The sequence below is a fragment of the Kluyvera sp. 142486 genome, assembly GCF_046569695.1.
Taxonomy (GTDB): Bacteria; Pseudomonadota; Gammaproteobacteria; order Enterobacterales; family Enterobacteriaceae; genus Kluyvera.
This window is the reverse complement of record NZ_JBKHUI010000002.1, coordinates 280640-303588: the sequence shown is the minus strand read 5'-3', so window position 1 is coordinate 303588 and position 22949 is coordinate 280640. Positions and strand designations below refer to the sequence as shown.

Here is a 22949-nt window from a genome sequence, read left to right as displayed (position 1 = left end):
GCCGGGAACCTGTTGTTATCTGGCGATAAGCGCGAACACGCCCCAGCCAAAGTATTCCCGCGTGTACGTGACGTGCCGTTTCGCCGAGAGGGTAAGCTCAGCCCTCACTTCCGCTGCAAAGTCATCGTCAGGGTTAGCTTCCAGCCAGCGGCGCATGGTCAACCATTTCGCCGCTTCATACCGGTCCCATCCTTCCTGGTCAGCGAGTACCATTTCCACCACGTCATAGCCGAGGTTATCGAACGCGCTGACCAGCCCTGGCAGCGTCAGAAAATCGGCAAGCGAACTGACGCCACAAGCCTGGGCTATTTCGCCCGATGCGGGTAGCTGACGCCAGTAAGGTTCACCGATAAGCATGATCCCGCCCGGTTTAAGGCTTTGCGCCAGCAGTGCGGCGGTCCCGGCAAATCCACCGGCAACCCAGGTGGCACCGATGCAGGCGGCCACATCGCATTTATCTTCTGCCACATACCCGGTGGCGTCGTTATGAATGAACTGAACCCGCTCGCTGACGCCCAGTTCTTCTGCACGTTGTATTGCCTGCGCGGTGAAGAGTGGGCTCATATCGATGCCAGTGCCCGTAATGCCATGATCGTGTGCCCAGGTGCAGAGCATCTCCCCCGAGCCGCTGCCAAGGTCGAGGATTTTTGTCCCCGATTTCATACGCAATACTCGGCCCAGCGTGGCGTACTTTTCAGCCGTAAAGGGGTTATGAATACGGTGCTCGCTTTCGCTAATCGTAAAAATACGTGGGATATCCATGTGTGAATTCCTGTTATTGGGTTAGGCCTGTGAAAGGGCGTAATGTCATAGAAGCTCTCCTTAGCGGTTATCGAGTTGAGCGCGAACGTTATTCAGCCCGGTGGTGTTGATCCGATAGGGCTGACCGTTGACGGACTTGATGAGCTTTTTGGTTTTGAGTTTTTTGAAGGTGGCGAGGGTGCAGTCGGTGAGCAACAGCCCTTCTCGGGTGTAGCATTCAACGGCGGTGACGCGGCCTGATGCATCGCGGACGTGCGCGATTCGGCCACCTTTGGCGAGAACGTGTAAGGTACGTTGTTCCTGACGGGATAAATTCATGCTGAAGAACCTGTTTAATCATCATGTGCAAAACGTGCAAACACACCGCGGTGTCCGCATTCGATTTCGGCGCATTGATAATCAGTCCGGCCTGAAAAGGTCGGGAAGCTGATTATCGGATGATTACATTCTCCAGCATCAAAGCCTCGGGTTGAGTTGAAAGGTATTTACGTGGTGAATGGTAACACGTAGTTTTTTTATGGGTATCTGCAAGATGGAAAAGTGTGACCTGGTTAGGAAAACGTTACTCGGTCTGCTTGCCGTTTGAACGCCGATATTGTTCATCTGCCAGCACCATTTTTTTGCTCCGTTGCAAAACAGCCTCTCCTCCAGTAACCTCATCTCTTTCGGAGCCACAACATGTCCGTCACCGATGCACTCCTTGCCTACACCCTTGCCGCAACCCTCCTGACCTTAACTCCAGGCCTTGATACCGCACTGATTCTGCGTACCGCAACCGTTGAAGGTGGTCGAAAAGCGCTCCATGCTGCATTAGGCATTGATGCGGGATGTTTTATCTGGGGAGCGCTGGTGGCCTTTGGGCTAGGTGCTTTGCTGGCGGTTTCTGAATTCGCCTACACGCTGCTGAAATATTGCGGCGCGGCATACCTTTGCTGGTTAGGCGTTCAGCTACTCTTACGCCCGCGTCAGCAGTTCAGCCTGAACCAAGGGGAGACGAACTCGTCAAACAACTGGTTCCTGCGCGGGATGCTGGGAAACGTGCTGAACCCTAAAATGGGCATCTTTTACGTCTCCTTTTTGCCGCAGTTTATTCCGGCTGGGCATTCCCCCATCGGCTGGACGTTCCTGTTGGTCACTATCCATGTGCTGATCGGCACACTCTGGTCGCTGACGTTGATTACAGCCACTCGCTACGCCTCCGGGGTGCTGAAAAAGCCTGCCGTGGTGAAATGGATGGATCGTACTACCGGGTGCCTGTTTCTTCTGTTTGCCGTGAAGCTGGCGATGAGCAGACGCTGAGAAAGCTGGGGCGAGATCGGCTGGCTACACCGCCTTTCCCCATCTACGCTCTATGATGTCATTCACTCACACAAGGCCTTCCCCCATGAGCGAAGTTAAGATAGTCGCCACACTCACGCCTCTCCCAGAACACCTCGACGCCGTCCGCAATGCCGCGAAGGCCATGGTGCCGCTCACCCATCAGGAAGCCGGATGTCTGCAGTACGATCTCCACGAAAGCAGGGCGATTGCGGATGTGCGCGTGCTGGCAAACGAAGGCAAGGTGTCGTTCGTGTTTATTGAACGCTGGAAATCAGAGGATGATTTGAAAAAGCATGTCGCCATGTCCTATCACGATGATTTTTTGGCGATCCTGGATGGCAAGCTGGAAAGCTTGAACGTACAGCGGCTGAGAGCGCTATAAATCAGCAAGAATAAGGGAGCGGCCAGCGCCGCCCCCTGAATCATCAGGATTTAGGGAATACCCAGACGTGTTTTTCCGGCAGCGACAGGTGGCAGTGCTGCGGGTCGCGCACCTCGTTGCCGTAGGCGCGGATAGCAAAATCATCCCCGGCTGTGCGGAACAGATACTCCCAGCGGTCGCCGAGGTACATGCTGGTGACCAGCGGCAGCTCAAGCTGGTTGTCGCCCGGACCATCGACCAGCGCCACGCGCTCGACGCGGATCACCGCCGTGCCGTCGTTACCAACCTGCACGCCTTCTCCCGCCTGGCCCCACAGCGCCCAGCCGCTGCCCTCCACGCGCGCTTTGCCGTCGCGGATTTCAGTCACTTTGCCGTGCAGGCGGTTGTTGCTGCCCATAAACTCGGCGGTGAACAGCGTTTTTGGCGAGCCGTACATCTCCTGCGGTGTACCCTGTTGCTCAATTTTGCCGTTGTTGAGCAGCAGGATACGGTCGGAGATCGACATCGCTTCGTTCTGATCGTGCGTCACCATCAGCGCCGAAAGGCCGAGCTTGATAATAAGCTCGCGCAGGAACACGCGCGCCTCTTCACGCAGCTTGGCGTCGAGGTTGGACAGCGGCTCATCAAGCAGAATCACCGGTGGGTTATAGACCAGCGCGCGGCCAATCGCCACGCGCTGCTGCTGGCCGCCGGAAAGCTGGTGCGGGTGACGTTTGCCAAGGTGCCCAAGACCCAGCTGATCCAGCACGCCTTGTACTCGCTGGTTGATCTCCGCTGCGGGGACTTTACGCAGCTTCAGCGGGTAGGCCACGTTCTCGAACACGGTTTTATGCGGCCATAGGGCGTAGGACTGGAATACCAGCCCCAGGTTGCGCTCCTCGGCGGGGATTTCGCTGCGCGGGGTGCCGTCGTAGACCTTATTGTTGCCGATAGTAATCGACCCCTGCGTCGGTTTTTCTAATCCCGCGACCGCGCGCAGCAGGGTGGTTTTGCCGCTGCCGGATGGCCCCAGCAGCGAGACCACTTCACCGCGCTTGAGGTTCATGGTCACGCCTTTTAACACCGGGTTATCGCCGTAGGTTAAGTGCAGGTTCTCGACCGATAATTCAATCATGTAATTTCACTCCAAAACGAAGGGCAATCCCCAGGCCAATCACCACCAACACAATGTTGATAAACGACAGCGCCGCGACGATGTCGATAGCGCCCGCCGCCCACAGAGAAACCAGCATCGAGCCGATGGTCTCCGTGCCCGGCGACAGCAGATAGACACCCGTTGAGTACTCGCGCTCAAAGATAAGGAACATCAGCAGCCAGGAGCCAATCAGCCCGTAGCGCGACAGCGGAATCGTGACGTGGCGGGTGATCTGTCCGCGCGTCGCGCCGGTGCTGCGTGCGGCTTCTTCCAGCTCAGGTCCTACCTGCAGCAGGGTTGAGGAGATAAGGCGCAGGCCGTAGGCCATCCACACCACGGTGTAGGCCAGCCAGACGCTGAACATGGTGCTGCGCAACGAGCGCAGCCAGACAATCAGGTTATCGCGCAGCCACTGCGACCACGGCATGCCGGAGAGCCAGCCGGATTTCAGCGCGTTATCGAGCCACATCGGTAAGAACAGGAACACCCACAGGAACGCCAGGCCGGCAAGCAGGCCGGGCACCGCGCGGGGGACCAGCACGCTGTAATCGAGGAATCGAGTGGTGTTGTCCGGCTTACGGTGCATGGCGATGCCGATAAACAGATAGCAGCCCACCGCCAGCGCGCCGCCGATCACGCCAATCGCCATCGAGTTGACGATAGCGCGCAGCAGGTTCGGCTGATCCCAGATGGTGCGGAAGGTGCTGAGCGACAGCTCATCCCACAGCGAAACCCCCACGCCCCAGTTGGAGATAAAGGCGCGCAGCACCACGCCCATCAGCGGCACGCCGATGGTGATGGTCAGCCAGAACGCCACCACGGCGCCTGCTATCCAGCGCCATTTGCCAAGCGGCAGCGCGCGGGCCTGGGAGGCTTTGCCCTTCATGGTGACGAAACGGTTGGCGGTACGCATCAGGCGGCGTTGTAGCATCACCAGCGGGATGGTCAGGCAAATCAGCACCACGGCGACTGCCGCCATCAGGTGGTACGACGGTGTGCCGAGCTTGTTGGTGAGCTGGTACAGGTAGGTCGCCAGCACCATGTTGCCTTCCGGGTCGCCCAGTACCAGCATCAGGCCGAATACTTCCAGCCCGAGGAAAAACAGCAGTACCACAGCGTAGAGAATCGAAGGCCGCACCATCGGCAGGCTCACCGAGGTCATCACCTGTAGCGGGGAAGCGCCGGAAATACGCGCGGCTTCTTCGACGTCCGAGCTGACGCTGCGCAGCGCCGACGAGATATAGAGATAGGCGTGCGGCACGTGAGTCAGACCGGCAATCACCACGATGCTCGACATGTCGTAGATATTCCACGGCACGAAGCCAATCAGCGACTGCGCCCATAGCGACAAGAAGCCCACCGGCCCGGCGGCGACCACGTAGCCAAACGCCAGCACCATCGGCGAAACAAAAATAGGCACCAGGATCAGCGGCTCAATCAAGCGTCTGCCGGGCAGGTCGGTACGCACCATCAGGAAGGCCAGAATGCCGCCCAGTGGGATGGCGATAATGACCAGGCCGAAGGCGAGAATAAAGCCGCTTTTCAGCGCCTTATAGAAGTCAGGGTCGGTAAAAATAAAGCCAAAGGATTCAAGGCTCCAGGCCTTTGCCGGGGAGAAAAACGGCGCGGACAGGAAACTTTGGATCACGATAAACGACAGCGGCGTGTAGATAGCCAGCGCGGTTATCAGCACGACGACGCCGCGCGGCAGGCTCTGCCACTTTCTACGTAATGCGTTCATAAGCAAAGAGATCCGATAACACGAATTCAGGAAGCGAGAACACAGCGCGCCTGTGAAGGCGCGCGTGATTCAGGCGCTTATTTGGCCGCGGCTTCACGCCACTGTTTGATGTAGTCCAGACGTTTTTTCGGCTGCAGGTATTCCAGCAATGACTCATCAACCGGGATTGGCTTCAGCGCGTTGCCCAGCATTTTTGTCATGCCGTCGATGTCGTTTTTGCCTTCGATATCGTTACGGATAGAGGGGATATCCGCCTGATTGGCCAGGATGCTCTGCCCTTTTTCAGACAGCACGTAGTCCATCCACAGCTTAGCGGCGTTGCTGTGCTCGGCCTGCTGGCTGATGAAGGAGACGCGCGACAGTACCAGGGTGTAATCCTTCGGATAGGAGATACCCAGCGATGGGTCGTTTTTAGCGCGCGCTTCGGCATAGGAACCGAGGATGTTGTAGCCGATCAGGTTTTCGCCCGAAGAGACCCTTTCCATCATCGTGCCGGTGGAGGACTGCACCGCCAGGCCGCCTTTTGCCACGTCGGCCAGCGTCTTGAAGTAGTTAGGATCGGCTTTGTAATCCATCACCGACAGCATAAAACCAACGCCGGATTTTTCGATATCGTAGGTGGTGACTTTGCTTTTGAATTTATCGACCTGGCCGGCAACCAGCTTCGCCAGCGCGGCGTGTGAGTCCGGCACGTCAGCTGCCGGGATCAGGCGCTTGTTGTAGATAAAGACCACTGGCTCATAGGTGGTGCCGTAAGCTTTGTTGTGCCAGACCGCCCATTTCGGCAGCTGTTTTTGTTCAGCGGAAACGTACTCCATGGCGTAGTCGGTCGCGAGCTTCATCGCGGTGTCCATGGAGGAACTCCAGACCACATCACCGCTGCCGCCGCCGGAGGCCTGCTCGCTGATGAAGCGGTTGTACAGTTCGGTGCTGTTCATATCGTTGTATTCAACTTTGATGCCCGGATAGGCGGCCTCAAAGCCCTGAATCAGCGGCCCGGCTGCTTTGGTATCGGTGGTGGAGTAGATCACCACTTTGCCTTCTTTGGTCGCCGCATCGACGACCTTTTGGTAGTCGGCCGGGTAGCCCTGAGGCAGCGCGGACAGGGCGGAGAACGACATGAAAACGGTAGCAGAGAGTAGGGAGATACGGAATGTGTTCGACATTATTATTAACCTTTTAGTTACGTTTGAAGAACTAAAAATCAACATAGCGGATAGGAGGAGGGTGACAAGAGGGGGAAGATAACGGGCTGGTGGAAATGTGATTGTTGGCGTTGTTTCGGTAATTAACACCATAGAAACCGCGAGCTCGGGGAATTGTTTATTGGTGAAATAGGGGAGCTATCGGGCTAAGTGCGCCATGACGTTCTCTCTCAGTTCTTGCTATATAACGTTCGTAGACACAACGGAGAACAGCTGACCACGGCGGCACAATGTGACTTAACCTGCACTGGACAAATGATACCATTCAATTTAACAAACATAGAGTTGGTCCTCATCGAGTTATCATTTTAGAAATAAAATTTGAATTGATTTTAGTCGGTTTAGTTCTCCATCTCTCTTTAGCATAATTTAATCACCATGTACTTAAAACAAAATGGCGGTTGGATTAATCTTAATCATGCTTTTTATTAGCATGCTATCATGTCTGATTATTCTTAAAGTTTCAGTTAAATATAAAAACAATGAAGGTAATTATATTTTTAATTATCAATTAATTAACATAAGAAAAATTTAAGTATGATAAGTGGATGATTGTTTAAAGCCATCGGCATGGCATATCTTGATAGATATCTCCTATCTTAATTTGTTTATCGACCTGTTTTAACGATCAATTGTTTTCTGTAATATGTTGTATATCTTAAAAATGTCAGCTTTGCCGTTCTTTGTATTATAAATTTAACAATTGGTTATCATTTTTGATGGAAGCATAATGAAGAGTATTTCTGGGAAAAATCTACAATATATTCTATTCAGTATGGTCATACTGCCGCTGGCAGTAATGACATTGTCATTTTTAATGTATATTAATTATCAGACAGAGAGCACTGTGGATGAAATGTTATATCGATTCAATGTGAATACTTCATTTGATAGCATTGATATCCCAATTGCAGAGATAAACCAAACATTAATTAATATGGCGGGTATTTTATCAGCCGAAGATAGAATTGATAAATATATATCCTCTGAGCGCAGTCCATTCAATAACAAAATTGCTGCCATCATGAATTCATATTCATATCTTAATAGCGTTATGATCGTAAAAGTACAAAGCGGTGAATATAAAACATATCCAGAGCACCTTACATTCAAAAAAGATTTCAATCCGTTGACTCGCCCGTGGTTTATATTGAGTTCATCCGGTAAAATATCTTATTCATTGCCCTATGAAAGCGATAATCAGGATAATCCTAATAATATCAATACTTCCAATAAATGGGGTATTACTGCTAGCACCTCCATAATGAATGAAGAACGAAAAATCCTCGGTGTTATCGCTGCTGATTTAGATCTAAAACATTTGTCTAGTACGTTACGCGACAAATTGATCCCACTAAATGGTACGTTTCTGGTAACAACTTCTGATGGTCAGGTGATTAATGCACCCAACCCCAATGATATTTTAAGAAAAAAAGTGCCTCAGGAATGGTTGGAGAAAGCGATAAACCCCCATGGTTCATTTCATGATGCTGAGGGCAATCTGGTCTTCTATAAATTATATTCAAAACCCTCCTGGATTGCTTTCACCTATGCCGATAAAGCAAGTATAAAAGCATACTATAACAAGTCTATGTATGTATTTTATCTTACCGTTCTGGTGTGTTTTGTGATCCTGATGACGCTGCTGTTTTTATATATTACATATAATAAACAGGTGGTTGGAAAGCTATATCTTGATATTAATGGTGTTGATGTCAACATGCAATCATTCAACATTAACAATCTTAGTAATGAGATTACTAAACATAGAATAAGGTATGAGCAGATCCAGCATGATATTCTGGTAGATGAATTAACTCATTTATATAATAGAAAGAAGCTTGAGGAAGATTATGTATCAATGGTAGCGAAAGGTATTTCGTTTAATCTGGCAATAATCGATCTCGATCATTTTAAAATGATTAATGATACTTTCGGGCATATTATTGGTGATGACGTTCTGAAATTTGTCGCAAGGGAAGGAAAGAGAATACTAGGAGATGAGAACCCAATATACCGATTTGGCGGTGAGGAACTTATAGTGATTTTCCCTGGAAAGAGTCTACGTTCTTGTTTAGAACTTCTGAATCAATGGCGTTTGAGTGTTTGTAATAAAGAATGGCGCGAGCCTGCATTAAAAACATCATTTAGCGGTGGACTGGTTGTCTGGCAGAAGGGCGAGCATCTTGATGATACGATTGCTAAAGCCGATCACTATCTTTATAACGCGAAGGATGCGGGAAGAAATTGCATATGTACAAATTAGGCCATCATGACATCTTGCAAGCGCTGGGGTCTTTTGGCGAATAGCATAAACCAGCGTGACTGAACGTCCTGCTCCCCCGAGAGGCGTGCTAAGGGGAGCATGACCCGTTCACTGATGCAGAAGCGCCATGCTTAGCAACGCGCAACGCGGGTGCAACGGTCGCCCCGCACCAACGCTCACTCCAGCTCCGCCTTCCGGTACAACCGCCTTGGATGCCCAATACTCCCATACTGAATTTCAATCACAATAAACCCAATCTCCACGCAGTACTCCAGATACCGGCGCCCCGTCGTCTTACTGATCCCCGCCTCCTCAACCACCTGCTCAACTGACCAGTTCACCTCAGGATGCTCGCTAAAAATCCGCTGCACCCGCGCCAGCGTCGCAGGCTCAATCCCCTTGGTGGAAGGCTGCCCCGACGCCTCCCCGGCGGGCAGATTGAACAGCTTATCGAGCGCATTCTGGTCCACCACCTTCACCTGCCTCAGGGTGTGTTCCAGCAGCATAAAACGTTCAAGCGACGCCTGCAGGCGGTGGGAGAAAACCGGCTTAATCAGATAATCAAAGGCTCCGCTGCGCATAGCGTGGCTACAGGTCTGCATATCGCTGGCGGCGGTAATGAAAATTACCGAGCACTCAAACTGCTTTAGCAGCGGGCTGCCAATAAGCTCAACGCCCTGGCCGTCCGGCAAATAGTTATCCAGCAGCACCAGGCGCGGTCGATGCTGGAGGATTAGCTCATGCGCCTGCGCCAGCGTGCTGGCGATCCCCACCACGCGCAGACGGAAGTTTTGCTCAATAAACTCCCGATGCAGCTGCGCCAGATGCGGCTCATCTTCAATAATAACAACCTCAAGCGGGCGGGTATCAGTCATGGGAAGGTCCTGTAGCAAGCGCGGTCTGGAACGGGATGAAAACGGAAAATACGGTACCTTGCGGAACGTTATCGCTAATTTCGATGCTGCCGCCGGCCCGGCGCACATAGCCAGCGACCAGGTAGAGGCCAATGCCGTGCTCTGAGCCGGTGAACTCGCTGCCGTCGGCGGGTTTGCTGGTAAACCCTTGTTCAAAGATATGAGGCTTCATCGCTTCATCCACGCCGCAGCCCCGGTCCGCGACCTCGATAACCAGCTCGTGGTTGCGGTCAGAAATATAGATTTCCACCGGCGCGGTGCGGGGGGTGGTATTCAGCGTGGCATCAACGGCGTTGTCCACCAGGTTGCCAATGACCGACATCAGTTCGGTTTCGCTCAGCCCTTCCGGCAGCCGCGACACTCGGCAGGCCGGGTCGAACGTCAGCTCCACGCCTTTTTCGCGCGCGCTAACGTATTTCCCTAGCAGCAGGCCGCACAGCGCCGGAGAGGCAAACTGCGTTGAGAGGAAATCCAGCACCTGCTGGGCGCCTTCCGAATGCACCCGGATATAGCGCAGGGCATCGTCATAGCGCTGCATCTGCAGCAGGCCGACCAGCGTTGCGGTCCAGTTAAGCTGCTCGTGGCGCATGATGCGTAGGTTATCGGCATAGCGGGTCACCTGGCTGAGCTGGTGGCTAAGCGTTGTGATATCGTTTCTGTCGCGGAAGCTGAATACCCAGCCGCTTTGGGTTCCCGGCTCCACTTCAATGGCGACGCGGTTAACGATGGTCTCCCGATGATTCAGCACGGTGATGTGATCGTGATGACGACTATCGTACGCAGTATTGCCTGGCGCAAAGAACGACGGCGGCAGCTGAATAACCTCATCGAGCGGCTTGCCGAGCAGCGCCTGTTCGCTCTGCTGAATATTGAGCATCTCCCTGGCGGCGCGGTTGATAAGGATCAGCTGTTTATCGGCATTGACCGCAAATACCCCTTCGTACATCGCCTCAAGCAGCGCTTTTTGCTGGAGTACCAGTTGGGCGATATCCTTCGGCTCGAGGCCGAACATCTGCTTTTTTAGCGTGCGGGCCAGTACCCAGGAGAAGATAAACAGCAGCAGCAACAGGGCAATGCCGTACAGCCCGGTGCGCCATAACAGGCGGGCGTTGATATTGGCGATGTAGGAGGTGAGGTAGCCGACGGAGACAATACCGATAACCCGATGCTGTCTATCAAAAATCGGTGCCTTGCTGCGCAGCGACACGCCAATCCCGCCTTTGCGTATTGAGATAATGGTTTTGCCCTGCAGCACTTCGGCGTTATCACCGCCGATCATCGGCAGGTTCAGGCGCTCCGGCGATTCCGAATGGTAGAGGTGCTGCTCGTGGGCGTCGCCTACCACGATATAGCTGGCATCGCTTTCGGCGCGTAGCGGCTGGATCAGCCGCGCAATGCCGGGAATATCCCGCTGCTCGACCATGGCCGCAAGCCCCGGCATCAGCGCAATCTCGCTGGCCTGAATCCGGGCGCGCTGGCCCAAATCATGATGCAACTGGCGGTCGATAAAATGAAACAGCAGCGCACCAAGCAACGCCAGCAGCAGGCAGGAGAATGCCAGCAGCGACAGAAACAGCTTCATCTGAAAGGTCAATCGGAGCGTCATACGGTTCGCCGCGGCCAGTGCCGAAAGGAGTCATCCAAAAAGCCTATCATGCGAAAATACGAACCGTTATCGAGCGACCGCAGAGTTGTGAGCTACCTACATTCTCCGGGTCAATGCCAGACGAATCCCTAAACCAATAAACGCCGTGCCGACGATACGATCCAACAGCCGTTGCAGCATTCTGTTTTGCGATACCGCGCCCGCCGCACCGCCGGCCAGAATGGCAAAGGTTGCATCGGTCATAAAACCAATCAGCGCGTACACCATGCCGAGGATCAGGAACGATGCGGCATGATGCTCACCGTTTGGCGTGACGAACTGCGGGAAGAACGAGATAAAGAACAGAATAACCTTCGGGTTGGTCAGCGTGGTGATAAACCCTTTCGACAGCAGGCTGCGCAGGTCTGCTTGCATGCTGCGCGGTGCGGGAGCATCGTCCTTCGCCGCATTGGCGGTAAATGAGCCGAGCAGCATCTTTCCGCCGAGGTACATCAGGTAAACCGCGCCCATGTATTTCACGAGGGTAAACATCAGCGGCGAGGCGCTGATAAGCGCCGTCAGCCCAACCACGCTGGCGATCGCATGGGTACAACTGCCCAGCGCGACGCCGCTGGCGGAGATAACGCCCGCGCGGCGCCCGTTAACGACGCTCTGGCCGACGACATAGGCCATATCTGGCCCCGGCGTGATGGAGAGCAGCAGAACTGACAGGCTAAACAGCCACAGATTGGTGATATCCAGCATGACAACCTCAGAGTGAAATGGAAAACAGCCGTGCTAGGCGATAACCGACACGTCGTTGCTGACTAACGCCGCCGTCAGCGAAGCATCCAGTTCGCCGTCGACAATCAGGGTGCTGGCGAGATTCAGCCCACCAATCGCAAAGGCGGAAGCGGCGTTAATTTTCTCCTGCGATGCCATCACGATGGTCTCTGAGGCCCGCTCGCTGAGCAGGCGCTTGACGGCCGCCTCTTCAAAGCTGCCGGTGGTAAAGCCAGCGCGGTAATGCACCCCGGTCACGCCCATAAAAAATAGATCCGCGTTAATACGGCTGGCCGCTTCGCTCATGGCGGAACCGGTGGTGACGACGGAGTGCTTAAACAGCGTGCCGCCCAGCAAAATCACCTCAATTGCCGGGTAATCAATCAGCCCGACGGCAATGCTCGGGCTGTGGGTGACCACGGTAAAGGGCAGATCGACCGGCAGCAGCTTGATCATTTCGCTGGTGGTGGTTCCCCCGTCGATCATGACCACCTGACCTGCGCCGATCAGCGAAACGGCTTTCTGGGCGATGGTTTGCTTTGCGGATATTTGCACGTTTTTTCTTGCTTCAAACGGGGCAATGGCGGCAGAGACCGGCAGCGCGCCACCGTGGACGCGCTGGAGTAACCCGGCGGCGGCGAGCTCCCTGAGGTCGCGGCGAATAGAGTCTTCCGAAACCTGAAACTGCTGGCTTAACTCGGTGGAGTGCACCTGTTTATCCCGGGCGAGAATCGCCAGGATCTGCTGCTTTCGTTGGCTGGCTAACATGTTTTTTCTCATGCGTGTTTTTTCTTGATGTCGCACGATTATGCGTGATAGTTTGCAAAATGTCATCGACAGGAGAGAAAAAATGAGCGCTATTGAGCCGTTAGTGAAAAATATTCAGTCGCAGCTGCTTTCTGACGACTGGTATACCCTGAAAAAATACACCTTCGACCTGCGCCGCCGCGACGGCATATGGCAACGGCAGAGTCGCGAAGCCTACGATCGCGGCCACGGCGCGGTGGTGCTGCTGTACAACCGCCGTAAGCAAACGGTGGTGCTTACCCGCCAGTTCAGGATGCCGGTATACCTTCATGACGGCTGCGGGATGCTCATCGAGGCGGCGGCGGGACTGCTGGACAACGCCTCTCCGGAGGCGCGTATCATCGCCGAAGCGGAAGAGGAAACCGGCTTTCGCATTACGCAAATCGAGCCGGTATTCAGGGCCTTTATGAGCCCCGGCTCGGTGACCGAAAAGCTGTGGTTCTTTATCGCGGAGTACCAGGATGAGGATCGCGTCAGCCGCGGCGGTGGCGTAGAAGAAGAGGGCGAAGATATTGAGGTGCTGGAGTGGCCGCTGGAACGCGCACTGCAGGCAGTGGTCAGCGGTGAGATTATGGATGCTAAGACCATTATGCTGCTGCAGTATCTGGCGCTGAATAAGCGGTTGGGGTAAAGCGCGCCGCCTCCCTGCTGCATTTCACCGCTGCTGCACCCTTCGTTTAATAATATGCCCGCAACTCACTGCGGGCATGCTCGTGGGCTACACGCAAAGCGTTGACCCAGCTTGTGCCAGATAACTCTGGGAGGCTGGATTACTCCATCACCAACCATTTTCCGCTGTCATTGATGACGTTAATCGTCGTGACGCTTTTATTACGCCCAATAAGCGGAGAGGTGATATCGACCTCGACTTTACAGTTGTATTGCTTGTTATTACCGGACTCATCACAGGATATTTTTCGTATCGAGTTTAGCGTTGTCAGCATACCATCAGTATTTACGCCATATCTTCCCATCATCTGACTTGCTCGGGCATTACCTTCATCAAGCTTATTTTGCAGTGCTTTCTGAATGTCACTTTCAGATGGCTCGCTGTTACATCCGGCAAGCGTTGCCGTGACGATAGCAAGAATAAACATTCTAGTGAAAAGTTTCATTTACCGTTCTCATCAATGCCATTTTGTACAATGGCGTCTTGCTCAAAGCAAAACGCCATCACTGAACATCTATTTTAAAGTGAAGTTTAGTAGTGGTGATTTATCATTTAAGGCATCAACCGCATACCGGAATATAGAGATATCCTCGCGGACTAATACGGTATTAACGTGAGCCTTATTCGGCTCATAGCCTGTCACCATCAGATAAGCCGTACCTTCGGCACCGAAGTTATTATCAGGGATGCTCGACAGTGCGGCTGAAATGCTTCGAGCTTCATCCTCATTTGCTGGAGTAATTTTGCACTGAATGATGCTTTTCTCCATCATGATGCTGATATTCTGACGCGAGCGATAGAATGTGGCTGGACCAAATTCCAGTGATGACCCGCATCCTGCGACGTCTATCGGGAATGTTTTACTTGTGAAATCATAACCTTGTGGCTTACTAATGCTAAGGTAAGCATCAGTGATGATCCCTTTTTTGACGCTATCTTGTCGCCTGTTCAGACGGGATAGCATTTTGCTTACCTTAATATATTTAACACCTTTAAACTTAGCGATCTCCTCATCGGCTTTAGCCAACTCGTCTTGCTTCATATCATTTCGTTTAAAGGGATCGTTTTCCGCATTCCAGCGATTGCTGAGTAAACCTAACTTCTCGTCATCGGTCACTTTGCGTCCAGAATTAGCCAGGAACAGTAACATCAGGTCATCCGCATTGATGGCCTTAAAGTCGCTATCTGGAATCGCCTGAGCTGCTGCAATTTGTTTCTCTGCTTCTGCTTTTTTGGCCGCTTCTTCAGCTTTACGCGCCTCTTCCTGACGGGCTTGTTCTGCTTTGGCTTTTTCCTGTGCTTCACGCCATTCCTTTTGTTCTGGCGTTTCATCAATCTTTATCGCTTTGAAGTTATCAAGGTTTAAGCCAAGACGCACGGAGTCAGCATCAAGCTTAACTTTACCATCGGCTCCCTTATTCAGTTCGTAATGGAAAGAGCCCGCCATCGCCTGTCCTGATTGTTGCGAATCGACAATCGTGGCCGTAGCGGTACATTGTGCAGAGGTCTCTGTTGCGCGTTCATTATCCTGTGTGAAGTCTTTAAACGTTACTTTGAGTTGTTTTAGCAGATCTGGGGTACTTCTATCGCCGCCACCTTCCAGCACCATAGCTGAAATTAGTCGATTGATGAGGTCATTCTGAACTGATGAATCTCCACAATCGATGTCATTTTTGTTACAGCCACTGAGCGCGATGGCCGAAGCACATAACAGGGCGAACTTGTATTTCATTGTTCCTTTCCTCTAAATGCATAAATAAGAGCATATGGTAATTTAAGAAAGAAAAACACTTTAGATGTCACTTAATCTAAATTTGCACTTATTATAAGGTTGAGTGTTTTCAGTTCTTTTTAGATAATATCTTTGTATTTATATCATATATGCATGGCACCTTCCTTTACTTCAGTTTGTGAACTATTAAATTTAGGGGTGCGGGAAAGTAATGTAATATAGATATTAGCTGGCTGAACGTTATTCAACTATTAGAAATGGTGGTTTGCTACAGCGTTTACCTGCAGCCTAAACACGTGTCCTGTGAAAAAGTAGTCGCTATTCGAATGGGCGTCGATTATTTTCACCGTGAAGGTTTTGTCGGAAGGGGCGCTAAGTCTGCTTTTGGAGTAACAAGGTTCATTTCTGGAAAGCGATACATTAGCGCTGAAACGGTATTATTCAATACAAAAGCCATATCGGAAATCTGGCCTCCCAAAAAAGGTGCACAACCGTGCACCAAAGGAGAGACAAACACACTTTTTTGTCAACAACACATCGCTTAACTGGCCGCGCGTTCCCGCGCGGCCAGCCATGCTATTTCACGGGGCTTCCAGCGCTAAAGCGCCTGGGTGAACGTCCGCGAAATCACATCCTGCTGCTGCTCGCGGGTCAGCGCGTTAAAGCGCACCGCATAGCCAGAAACGCGGATCGTCAGGTTTGGATAGTTCTCCGGATGCTGAATGGCATCCAGCAGCATCTCCCGATTCAGCACGTTAACGTTCAGATGCTGCCCGCCCTCGACGTGCGCCTCGTGGTGGAAGTAACCGTCGAGCAGCCCCACGAGGTTAGTTTTCCGCACGCCATCCTCTTTGCCCAGCGCCGCCGGTACGATAGAGAAGGTGTAGGAGATCCCATCTTTGGCGTAGGTGAACGGCAACTTCGCGACTGAGGTCAACGAGGCGACGGCGCCTTTGCGGTCACGGCCGTGCATAGGGTTAGCCCCTGGCGCAAACGGCGTGCCGCCACGGCGACCATCCGGCGTGTTACCGGTTTTCTGGCCGTAGACCACGTTAGAGGTGATGGTCAGAATGGACTGCGTCGGCACGGCGTCGCGATAGGTTGGCAGCACCTGGATTTTCTTCATAAAGCGCTCAACCAAATCGCAGGCAATGCTGTCCACGCGCTCATCGTTGTTGCCGTACTGCGGATATTCCCCTTCAATCACAAAGTCGACCGCCAGCCCGGTATGGTCGCGCACCGGTTTCACCTGCGCGTATTTGATAGCCGAAAGGGAGTCTGCCGCCACCGACAGCCCGGCAATACCGCAGGCCATGGTGCGATAAACATCGCGGTCGTGCAGCGCCATCAGCGAGGCTTCGTAGCTGTATTTGTCGTGCATGAAGTGGATGATATTCAGCGCGCTGATGTACTGCACCGCCAGCCAGTCCATAAAGTGGTCGAGGCTCTCCATCACCGTATCGTAGTCGAGCACCTCATCCATCAGCGGTGCCGTTTTCGGGCCGACCTGAATCTTCAGCTTCTCATCCACGCCGCCGTTAATTGCGTACAACAGGGTTTTGGCGAGGTTGGCGCGCGCACCGAAGAACTGCATCTGCTTACCGATGACCATCGGGCTCACGCAGCAGGCAATGGCGTAATCGTCGCTGTTAAAGTCGGCGCGCATCAGGTCGTCGTTCTCGTACTGCAAGGAAGAGGTGACGATAGACACCTGGGCGGCATATTTTTTAAAGGCCACCGGCAGCGCTTCTGACCACAGCACCGTCAGGTTTGGCTCCGGCGCTGGCCCCATGGTGTGCAGGGTATGCAGATAGCGGAACGCGTTTTTGGTGACCAGCGTGCGCCCGTCCATCCCCATCCCGCCGATGACTTCGGTGGCCCAGATAGGGTCGCCGGAGAACAGCGTGTCGAATTCCGGTGTACGCAGGAAGCGCACCATGCGGATCTTCATAATGAAGTGGTCAATCAGCTCCTGCGCCTGCTCTTCGGTCAGCAAACCGGCCTTGAAGTCGCGCTCAATATAGACGTCGAGGAACGACGCGGTACGGCCGAGCGACATTGCGCCGCCGTTCTGCGACTTCACCGCGGCGAGGTAGGCAAAGTAGAGCCACTGCACCGCTTCCTGGGCGTTACGCGCCGGGCGGGAGATATCGCAGCCGTACTTCGCCGCCATCTCCTGCATTTGCAGCAGCGCCCGGCGGTGCTCCGACAGCTCTTCGCGCAGGCGAATGGTGGCTTCGAGGTTCTGACCGCGTTGCAGGTTAGACTGGAGGTCGGCGAACTGCTGTTCGCGTTCGCGCACCAAATACTGAATGCCGTACAGCGCCACGCGACGGTAGTCACCGATGATACGCCCACGGCCATATCCGTCCGGTAAGCCGGTCAGCACGCCGGATTTACGGCAGCGCAGCATATCCGGTGAGTAGGCATCAAATACGCCCTGGTTGTGGGTTTTACGCAGCTCGGTGAACAGGTATTCGAAGTTCGGGTCCATCTCACGACCGTAAGCATCGAACGAGCTTTTGATCATATTCACGCCGCCGTAAGGGTGCAGCGCGCGCTTAAGCGGCTTGTCGGTTTGTAGGCCGACGATCTTTTCCAGGCTCTGGTCGATATAGCCTGCGTCGTGAGCGGTAATGGTGGTGGCAACGTTAGTGTCGAAGTCGACCGGCGCGTGCGTGGCGTTTTCGATGCGAATGCCCGCCATCACCTTCTCCCAGAGGGCGAGGGTGGCTGACGTTGCTTCAGCCAGGAAGGATTCATCGCCTTCATACGGCGTGTAGTTATGCTGAATAAAATCGCGGACGTTAATACACTCTTTCCAGTCCGTGCCGTTAAATCCCTGCCATGCGTCGGCGTACAGTTTATCGCCGATATCGATATTTACCTTCATGGAAATTCTCTCTGCTGACTAACCGTTAATTACGCGTATTCGACGCTGGCGCTGATTTCGCCTAAATGAATCGCATCGAGGGCAATCATCTTTTCTTCATTGGTTGGAATAACGCTGCACACCACGCGGGCATCGTGGGTAGAAATAATTCGCTCGCCGTAGGCGTTGGGTAAATTATTTCGCTCGCTGTCGATATTCACCCCCAGCACGGCGAGATGCTCAATCACCAGACGGCGAATTAATACCGAGTTCTCACCGATACCGCCGGTGAAAATAATCCCATCGAGGCGATGCAGCGAAGCCGCGTGCCCGGCAATATGGCGGGCGATGCGGTGGACGAAGGTTTTAATCGCCAGTTGGGCGCGTTCATGGCCTTCATGCCACGCTTTTTCCAGTACCCGTAGGTCGGAGGAGAGGCCGGAAATGCCGAGCAGGCCGGACTCTTTATTCACCACCCGCTCCAGGTCGGCGAGCGTCTGCTGGGTTTCACTGGCGACCCACGCCATGGCGCCGAAGTCGACGTCGCCGCTGCGGGTGCCCATCATCAGCCCTTCGAGCGGGGTCATGCCCATGGAGGTATCCACGCTCTGGCCATTACGCACCGCACAGATAGAGGCGCCGTTGCCGAGGTGGGCGACTACCAGGCCGGAGTCCTGCTCTGTCAGGTTAAGCAGGTCATGAGCGCGTTGCGAAACGTAGCGATGCGAAGTGCCGTGGAAGCCGTAGCGGCGCACGCCCAGCTCTTCGAAATATTTCCACGGCAGGCCGTAGAGATACGCTTCTGGCGGCAGCGTCTGGTGGAAACTGGTATCAAACACCGCCACCTGCGTGACGCCGGGGAACAGCTGCTGCGCAGACTCAATACCGCTGAGGTTGGCATAATTATGCAGCGGGGCCAGTGGGGATACTCTGCGGATATTCTCAATGACTTCATCAGTAATAATGGCTGATTCAGTAAAGATATTTCCGCCGTGGGCAATACGGTGGCCAATTAAGGCCACGCTGTCATTTAAATCACGCTTTTCGAGTTCAAAGGCAATCGCCTTTAATGCGCCTTCGTAGCTGTGGTGAGCCAGCGTAGCTGGCTCACCTCCATTTACGGATAAGAACGCATTTTCAGTGTTAATACCGTCAGCAATCCCCGCCATTAATACATCGCAGTTGGTTGCATCCAGTACTGAAAACTTAATTGAAGATGATCCACAGTTAATCACTAATACGACCGGGAATTCATTCATTTTACGACTCATCCTGAGCTTACAGATTAAAACAGTTTGTACACGATGTTGAGAATGGTCAGCAGACCAATGATGGTGACAAACACGTTATCCAGACGACCACGGTATTTCGCCAGCGACGGCGCTTTACGGATGGCGTACATCGGTAACAGGCACAGCAGGGAAGCGATAATTGGCGCACCCATGGCTTCAATCAGGTCCAGAATGTTCGGGTTGGCGTAAGCGACGACCCAGGTGGAGCCCATGATGAAGATCATGCTGATGGTGTTCAGTTTCCCAGAGGAGACTTTGGTTTTATCGCCTTTATAGCCAAACTTCAGCACCAGGCCGTTCAGCCCTTCCAGCGTGCCGAGGTAGTGGCCGAAGAAGGATTTGAAGATAGCGACCAGGGCGATGATAGACGCACCGTACTCCAGCGTGGTGGCGAAGGTCGACTTCGAACCAGACATAGAGGCAAAGTGGTTTGCCAGGTAAGAGAGCACCGGAATGTTCTGTGCTTTAGCTTCCGCCATGTTCTGCGGGGAGAGCGTAAACAGGCAGCTGAAGGCGAAGAACATCACCACGGCAACCATCAGCACGCTGGCACGGGAGATAATCTGCGAACATTTCTGCTCGGTGAATTCACGACCGAAGTCCTTCTCATACTCTTCGCGCTTGGAGACCACGAAGGAAGAGACGATTGGCGAGAAGTTAAAGGAGAACACCATGATGGAGATGCCCAGCCATACGGTCACCAGGATACCGTCGTGCCCGGTCATCGCGATATTGCTGAGGTCCACCTGATCGATAGCGGCAGAGTTCCAGTAAGGGATCAGCGACAGCGAAATCAGCACCAGGCAGGCAATGAACGGCCAGACCAGGTAGCTCATCACTTTCACCATCAGGTCTTTACCAAACCAGATAACGAACGCCATCAGCAGCAGCAGGAACAGGGCGACAAAGCCACGGTTCAGCGCCGGCATCTGCAGCTGGTTTTCCCAGAAGGTCATAAAGGTGTTGGTAATGGTAACGCCATAAATCCACAGCAGCGGGCAGATGGCGAAGAAGTACAGGAAGGTGATCACCACGCCGCCCGTCTTACCAAAATGCTCCTCTACCGTTTCGGTGATGTTGCCGGAAGGGTTAGACCCCGACAGGCACAGACGCGCCAGCGCGCGGTGGCAGTAGAAGGCGATAGGGTAAGCCAGCAGCAGCATCAGGAGAATGGGGATCAGCCCACCAAACCCGGCGCGAATCGGGAAGAACAATACCCCAGCGCCGATAGCGGTGCCAAATAAACCCAGCGTCCACGTTGTATCTGATTTACGCCAGGTCGATTGTTTGGTCTGGCTGGATATAATGCTTTCAGTAGTACTCATATCCTATCCTCAACGAGAAATTAATGATGAAATTAAGCGTCAACTAAACCGGTAATTTGCGATACGCGAGATAAATCGATATTCCCACCAGAAATAATGCTGACCGTTTTTCGGTTTTTGATATAGCTATCTAATTTGCCGCTTAATAATGCGGCACAGGCCAGCGCACCAGCGCCTTCGGTCACGACTTTATTACGCTGAATTAAGGCAATCATGCTTTTGCGGATTTCATCTTCGTTGACCAGAACAATATCATCGACGAGGTCACGAACGATTTCGTAGGTTAAATTACCCGGGCGAGAGACGTCACAGCCGTCCGCCAGGGTGCCGGTCGTTCGGTGCGTGGTCACATGACCGGCATAATAAGAGGCCGCCATACCGTGAACGTTTTCCGACTGTACGCCAATCACTTTGATGGTTGGGTTAATTGATTTAATGGCGATGGCAATACCAGCAATTAAACCGCCGCCACCAATAGGCACAATCACGTTATCGACATCGTACAGGTCTTCAAGAATTTCCAGACCAATAGTGCCTTGCCCAGCAATGACTTTCGGGTCGTCATACGGCGGGATAAAAATACGGCCTTCCATTTCAACAATCTCGCTTACCTTAGCGATGGTGTCGTTGAAGTTATCGCCGTGCAGTACCACTTCAGCGGAGTAGTCGCAGGTGGCCGCCACTTTAGACTTCGGCGCGCCTTTTGGCATCACCACTTTGCCGTCAATGCCCAGCATTGCGCAGGAAAGCGAAACGCCCTGCGCATGGTTGCCCGCCGAGCAGGCCACCACGCCTTTGCGTCTTTCGGCTTCGGTCAATGAACTGAGCTTATTAAAAGCGCCGCGGATTTTAAATGAACCGGTGCGCTGCATATTTTCGAACTTCAGGAAAATATCGCCTTTGCACTGCTCGCTAAAATAGTTTGAGCGAGGCATGCCGGTTTTATAAATCTTACCAGCCAGGCGTTGTTTGGCTTCAATAATATCTTCAATGGCAACCGGGAGATCGTATGTAATATGCATTATAACCTCATAACCAAAATGTTAGGGTAATAGATATTGGTTGCCGCAGACCGATAGCGCGATCGGCGGCATAGATATTAGGTATTTAAATTACTGGCTTATTTAGTGTTTATTATTTGTTTTCGCCTGCGTCCATTGCAGGCCGAGTATTCCTTTGCTAATTGCACCAGAATTGATGCGGCTTTTTTAATTCGATAATTCTTTGACCATACGGCAGCGTAGCGCGCCACGGGCAGTGCTTCTTCAACCTCGAGCGTAATAAACTGGTCGGAGCCAAAAGGTGCGGTCATATCGCAAGGAATCACCGTCAGAAAATCGGCATTGAGAACAAGATTATAAATAGTGACCACCGAGTCGGTCTTAACAATGTTTTCAATGCTGATGCCATTTCGTTGTAGCGTAATAAGCAGTTCGCTGTAGTAGCCCATATTGGTTTGTGGTAACACCCACTGTGCGTCTTTCAGCGAAGCCAGCGTGGGGTTACCGCTGCATGTTCGTGACTTATTCGCCACCACCACAAACTCTGACTCAAAAAGCGGCTCCACGTGCAGGTCCTGCAGTTTCATCTCATCGCTTAAGGTGCCAATCGCGAAATCCAGGCGACCATCGCGCAGGGCAGGCAGGAACGAGGAGAGCTGCGCTTCGAACATCGAGATCTGTACCTTCGGGAACACCTCTTTAAACTTTTGAATCATGTCAGACATAAAGGTGAAGCCAATCAGTGACGGAAAGCCGAACGAGACGTCTACCGTTGCATCGTCGGTCATGCTGTTCATCTCATTCACCATGTTGGTCATCTCACGGGTGATGGATTCCGACCAGGAGAGCAGCACCTGGCCTGGGTGAGTCAGCGTGACGCCGGTATTCTTCCGAACGATAAGCTCGGCACCAAAGTAAGCTTCAATATCGTTTATGATTTTACTGACTGCTGGCTGCGTTAATCCCAACTCTTTAGCCGCAGAACCAATAGAACCACTACGGATCACTTCCTGAAAGACCACCAGATTCTGTATTTTAGGGAGAATAAATGTGTTCATAACAATCCGTGTTAATTACTTTGTTGACGGAAATAAGTGTAACAAATTAATAGGTCGGTGATTTGTGCGAGCACTCACAAATTACCTTTTGGTGAATTA

20 protein-coding genes are annotated in these 22949 nt (G+C 52.7%); 4 read left to right on the top strand and 16 right to left on the bottom strand.

The window, feature by feature from the left end:
- Nucleotides 1-15: 15 nt before the first annotated feature.
- Both ACLGE8_RS03645 and ACLGE8_RS03640 read right to left on the bottom strand, forming a co-directional pair.
- Entirely contained in the window at nucleotides 16-762 is a 747-nt protein-coding gene (locus tag ACLGE8_RS03645) for an SAM-dependent methyltransferase (protein WP_410996519.1), read from the bottom strand.
- Nucleotides 763-822: 60 nt separating this feature from the next.
- Nucleotides 823-1080, bottom strand: a complete 258-nt coding sequence (locus tag ACLGE8_RS03640) for a YjhX family toxin (protein ID WP_004131894.1) — start codon at nucleotides 1078-1080, stop codon at nucleotides 823-825.
- 360 nt (nucleotides 1081-1440) lie between these two features.
- Here ACLGE8_RS03640 and ACLGE8_RS03635 point away from each other — a divergent pair, with 360 nt between their 5' ends.
- Nucleotides 1441-2061, top strand: coding sequence for a LysE family translocator (locus ACLGE8_RS03635; RefSeq protein WP_410996517.1), 621 nt, complete (start codon nucleotides 1441-1443; stop codon nucleotides 2059-2061).
- Nucleotides 2062-2146: 85 nt separating this feature from the next.
- Nucleotides 2147-2464, top strand: coding sequence for a putative quinol monooxygenase (locus ACLGE8_RS03630; RefSeq protein ID WP_410996515.1), 318 nt, complete (start codon nucleotides 2147-2149; stop codon nucleotides 2462-2464).
- 43 nt (nucleotides 2465-2507) lie between these two features.
- Here ACLGE8_RS03630 and ACLGE8_RS03625 read toward each other — a convergent pair whose 3' ends face one another.
- The 3 genes from ACLGE8_RS03625 to ACLGE8_RS03615 form a co-directional block, all read right to left on the bottom strand.
- Nucleotides 2508-3578 (bottom strand): ABC transporter ATP-binding protein, encoded by a 1071-nt coding sequence (locus ACLGE8_RS03625; protein ID WP_410996513.1) that lies wholly within the window; start codon nucleotides 3576-3578, stop codon nucleotides 2508-2510.
- The gene (locus tag ACLGE8_RS03620; RefSeq protein WP_410996511.1) at nucleotides 3571-5340 is read right to left on the bottom strand and encodes an ABC transporter permease; all 1770 of its coding nucleotides are present in this window, start codon (nucleotides 5338-5340) and stop codon (nucleotides 3571-3573) included. Before ACLGE8_RS03620 ends, ACLGE8_RS03625 begins: the two co-directional genes overlap by 8 nt.
- Before the next feature lie 77 nt (nucleotides 5341-5417).
- A complete protein-coding gene (locus ACLGE8_RS03615; RefSeq protein ID WP_410996510.1) occupies nucleotides 5418-6506 on the bottom strand; it encodes an ABC transporter substrate-binding protein in 1089 nt (362 codons plus the stop codon).
- 769 nt (nucleotides 6507-7275) lie between these two features.
- Between ACLGE8_RS03615 and ACLGE8_RS03610 the strand changes: the two genes are divergently transcribed.
- On the top strand, nucleotides 7276-8811 hold the full coding sequence (locus tag ACLGE8_RS03610) for a diguanylate cyclase (protein WP_410996508.1): 1536 nt from the start codon (nucleotides 7276-7278) through the stop codon (nucleotides 8809-8811).
- Nucleotides 8812-8987: 176 nt separating this feature from the next.
- On the opposite strand, the gene ACLGE8_RS03605 is transcribed toward ACLGE8_RS03610, so the two are convergent.
- From ACLGE8_RS03605 to ACLGE8_RS03590, 4 genes are all read right to left on the bottom strand, one after another.
- Nucleotides 8988-9686 (bottom strand): response regulator, encoded by a 699-nt coding sequence (locus ACLGE8_RS03605; protein ID WP_410996506.1) that lies wholly within the window; start codon nucleotides 9684-9686, stop codon nucleotides 8988-8990.
- Nucleotides 9679-11331, bottom strand: coding sequence for an ATP-binding protein (locus ACLGE8_RS03600; protein WP_410996504.1), 1653 nt, complete (start codon nucleotides 11329-11331; stop codon nucleotides 9679-9681). The genes ACLGE8_RS03605 and ACLGE8_RS03600 overlap by 8 nt, the downstream gene beginning before the upstream one ends.
- Before the next feature lie 96 nt (nucleotides 11332-11427).
- Nucleotides 11428-12075, bottom strand: a complete 648-nt coding sequence (locus ACLGE8_RS03595; RefSeq protein ID WP_410996502.1) for a LysE family translocator — start codon at nucleotides 12073-12075, stop codon at nucleotides 11428-11430.
- 33 nt (nucleotides 12076-12108) lie between these two features.
- Nucleotides 12109-12861, bottom strand: a complete 753-nt coding sequence (locus ACLGE8_RS03590; protein WP_410996500.1) for a DeoR/GlpR family DNA-binding transcription regulator — start codon at nucleotides 12859-12861, stop codon at nucleotides 12109-12111.
- An 82-nt stretch (nucleotides 12862-12943) separates the two neighbouring features.
- Here ACLGE8_RS03590 and ACLGE8_RS03585 point away from each other — a divergent pair, with 82 nt between their 5' ends.
- Complete coding sequence (locus tag ACLGE8_RS03585; RefSeq protein WP_410996498.1) at nucleotides 12944-13531, top strand: NUDIX domain-containing protein; 588 nt, start codon at nucleotides 12944-12946, stop codon at nucleotides 13529-13531.
- 139 nt (nucleotides 13532-13670) lie between these two features.
- Here the strand turns inward: ACLGE8_RS03585 and ACLGE8_RS03580 are convergent, their stop codons facing one another.
- The 7 genes from ACLGE8_RS03580 to tdcA all read right to left on the bottom strand — a co-directional run bounded on the left by ACLGE8_RS03580 (nucleotide 13671) and on the right by tdcA (nucleotide 22850).
- Nucleotides 13671-14015 (bottom strand): hypothetical protein, encoded by a 345-nt coding sequence (locus ACLGE8_RS03580; RefSeq protein WP_410996496.1) that lies wholly within the window; start codon nucleotides 14013-14015, stop codon nucleotides 13671-13673.
- Between the two features lie 69 nt (nucleotides 14016-14084).
- Nucleotides 14085-15302: a hypothetical protein gene (locus ACLGE8_RS03575; RefSeq protein ID WP_410996494.1), complete on the bottom strand. Its 1218-nt coding sequence runs from the start codon at nucleotides 15300-15302 to the stop codon at nucleotides 14085-14087.
- Nucleotides 15303-15900: 598 nt separating this feature from the next.
- Nucleotides 15901-18195 carry a formate C-acetyltransferase gene (gene pflB / locus ACLGE8_RS03570; protein ID WP_410996492.1) on the bottom strand — a complete coding sequence of 765 codons (2295 nt, stop codon included), beginning with the start codon at nucleotides 18193-18195 and terminating at the stop codon, nucleotides 15901-15903.
- Nucleotides 18196-18224: 29 nt separating this feature from the next.
- Entirely contained in the window at nucleotides 18225-19433 is a 1209-nt protein-coding gene (gene tdcD, locus ACLGE8_RS03565) for a propionate kinase (protein ID WP_410996490.1), read from the bottom strand.
- Nucleotides 19434-19459: 26 nt separating this feature from the next.
- Nucleotides 19460-20791 (bottom strand): threonine/serine transporter TdcC, encoded by a 1332-nt coding sequence (gene tdcC / locus ACLGE8_RS03560; RefSeq protein WP_410996488.1) that lies wholly within the window; start codon nucleotides 20789-20791, stop codon nucleotides 19460-19462.
- A 32-nt stretch (nucleotides 20792-20823) separates the two neighbouring features.
- A complete protein-coding gene (tdcB, locus tag ACLGE8_RS03555) occupies nucleotides 20824-21813 on the bottom strand; it encodes a bifunctional threonine ammonia-lyase/L-serine ammonia-lyase TdcB (protein ID WP_410996486.1) in 990 nt (329 codons plus the stop codon).
- A 98-nt stretch (nucleotides 21814-21911) separates the two neighbouring features.
- Nucleotides 21912-22850 (bottom strand): transcriptional regulator TdcA, encoded by a 939-nt coding sequence (tdcA, locus tag ACLGE8_RS03550; protein ID WP_410996484.1) that lies wholly within the window; start codon nucleotides 22848-22850, stop codon nucleotides 21912-21914.
- Nucleotides 22851-22949 lie beyond the last annotated feature (99 nt).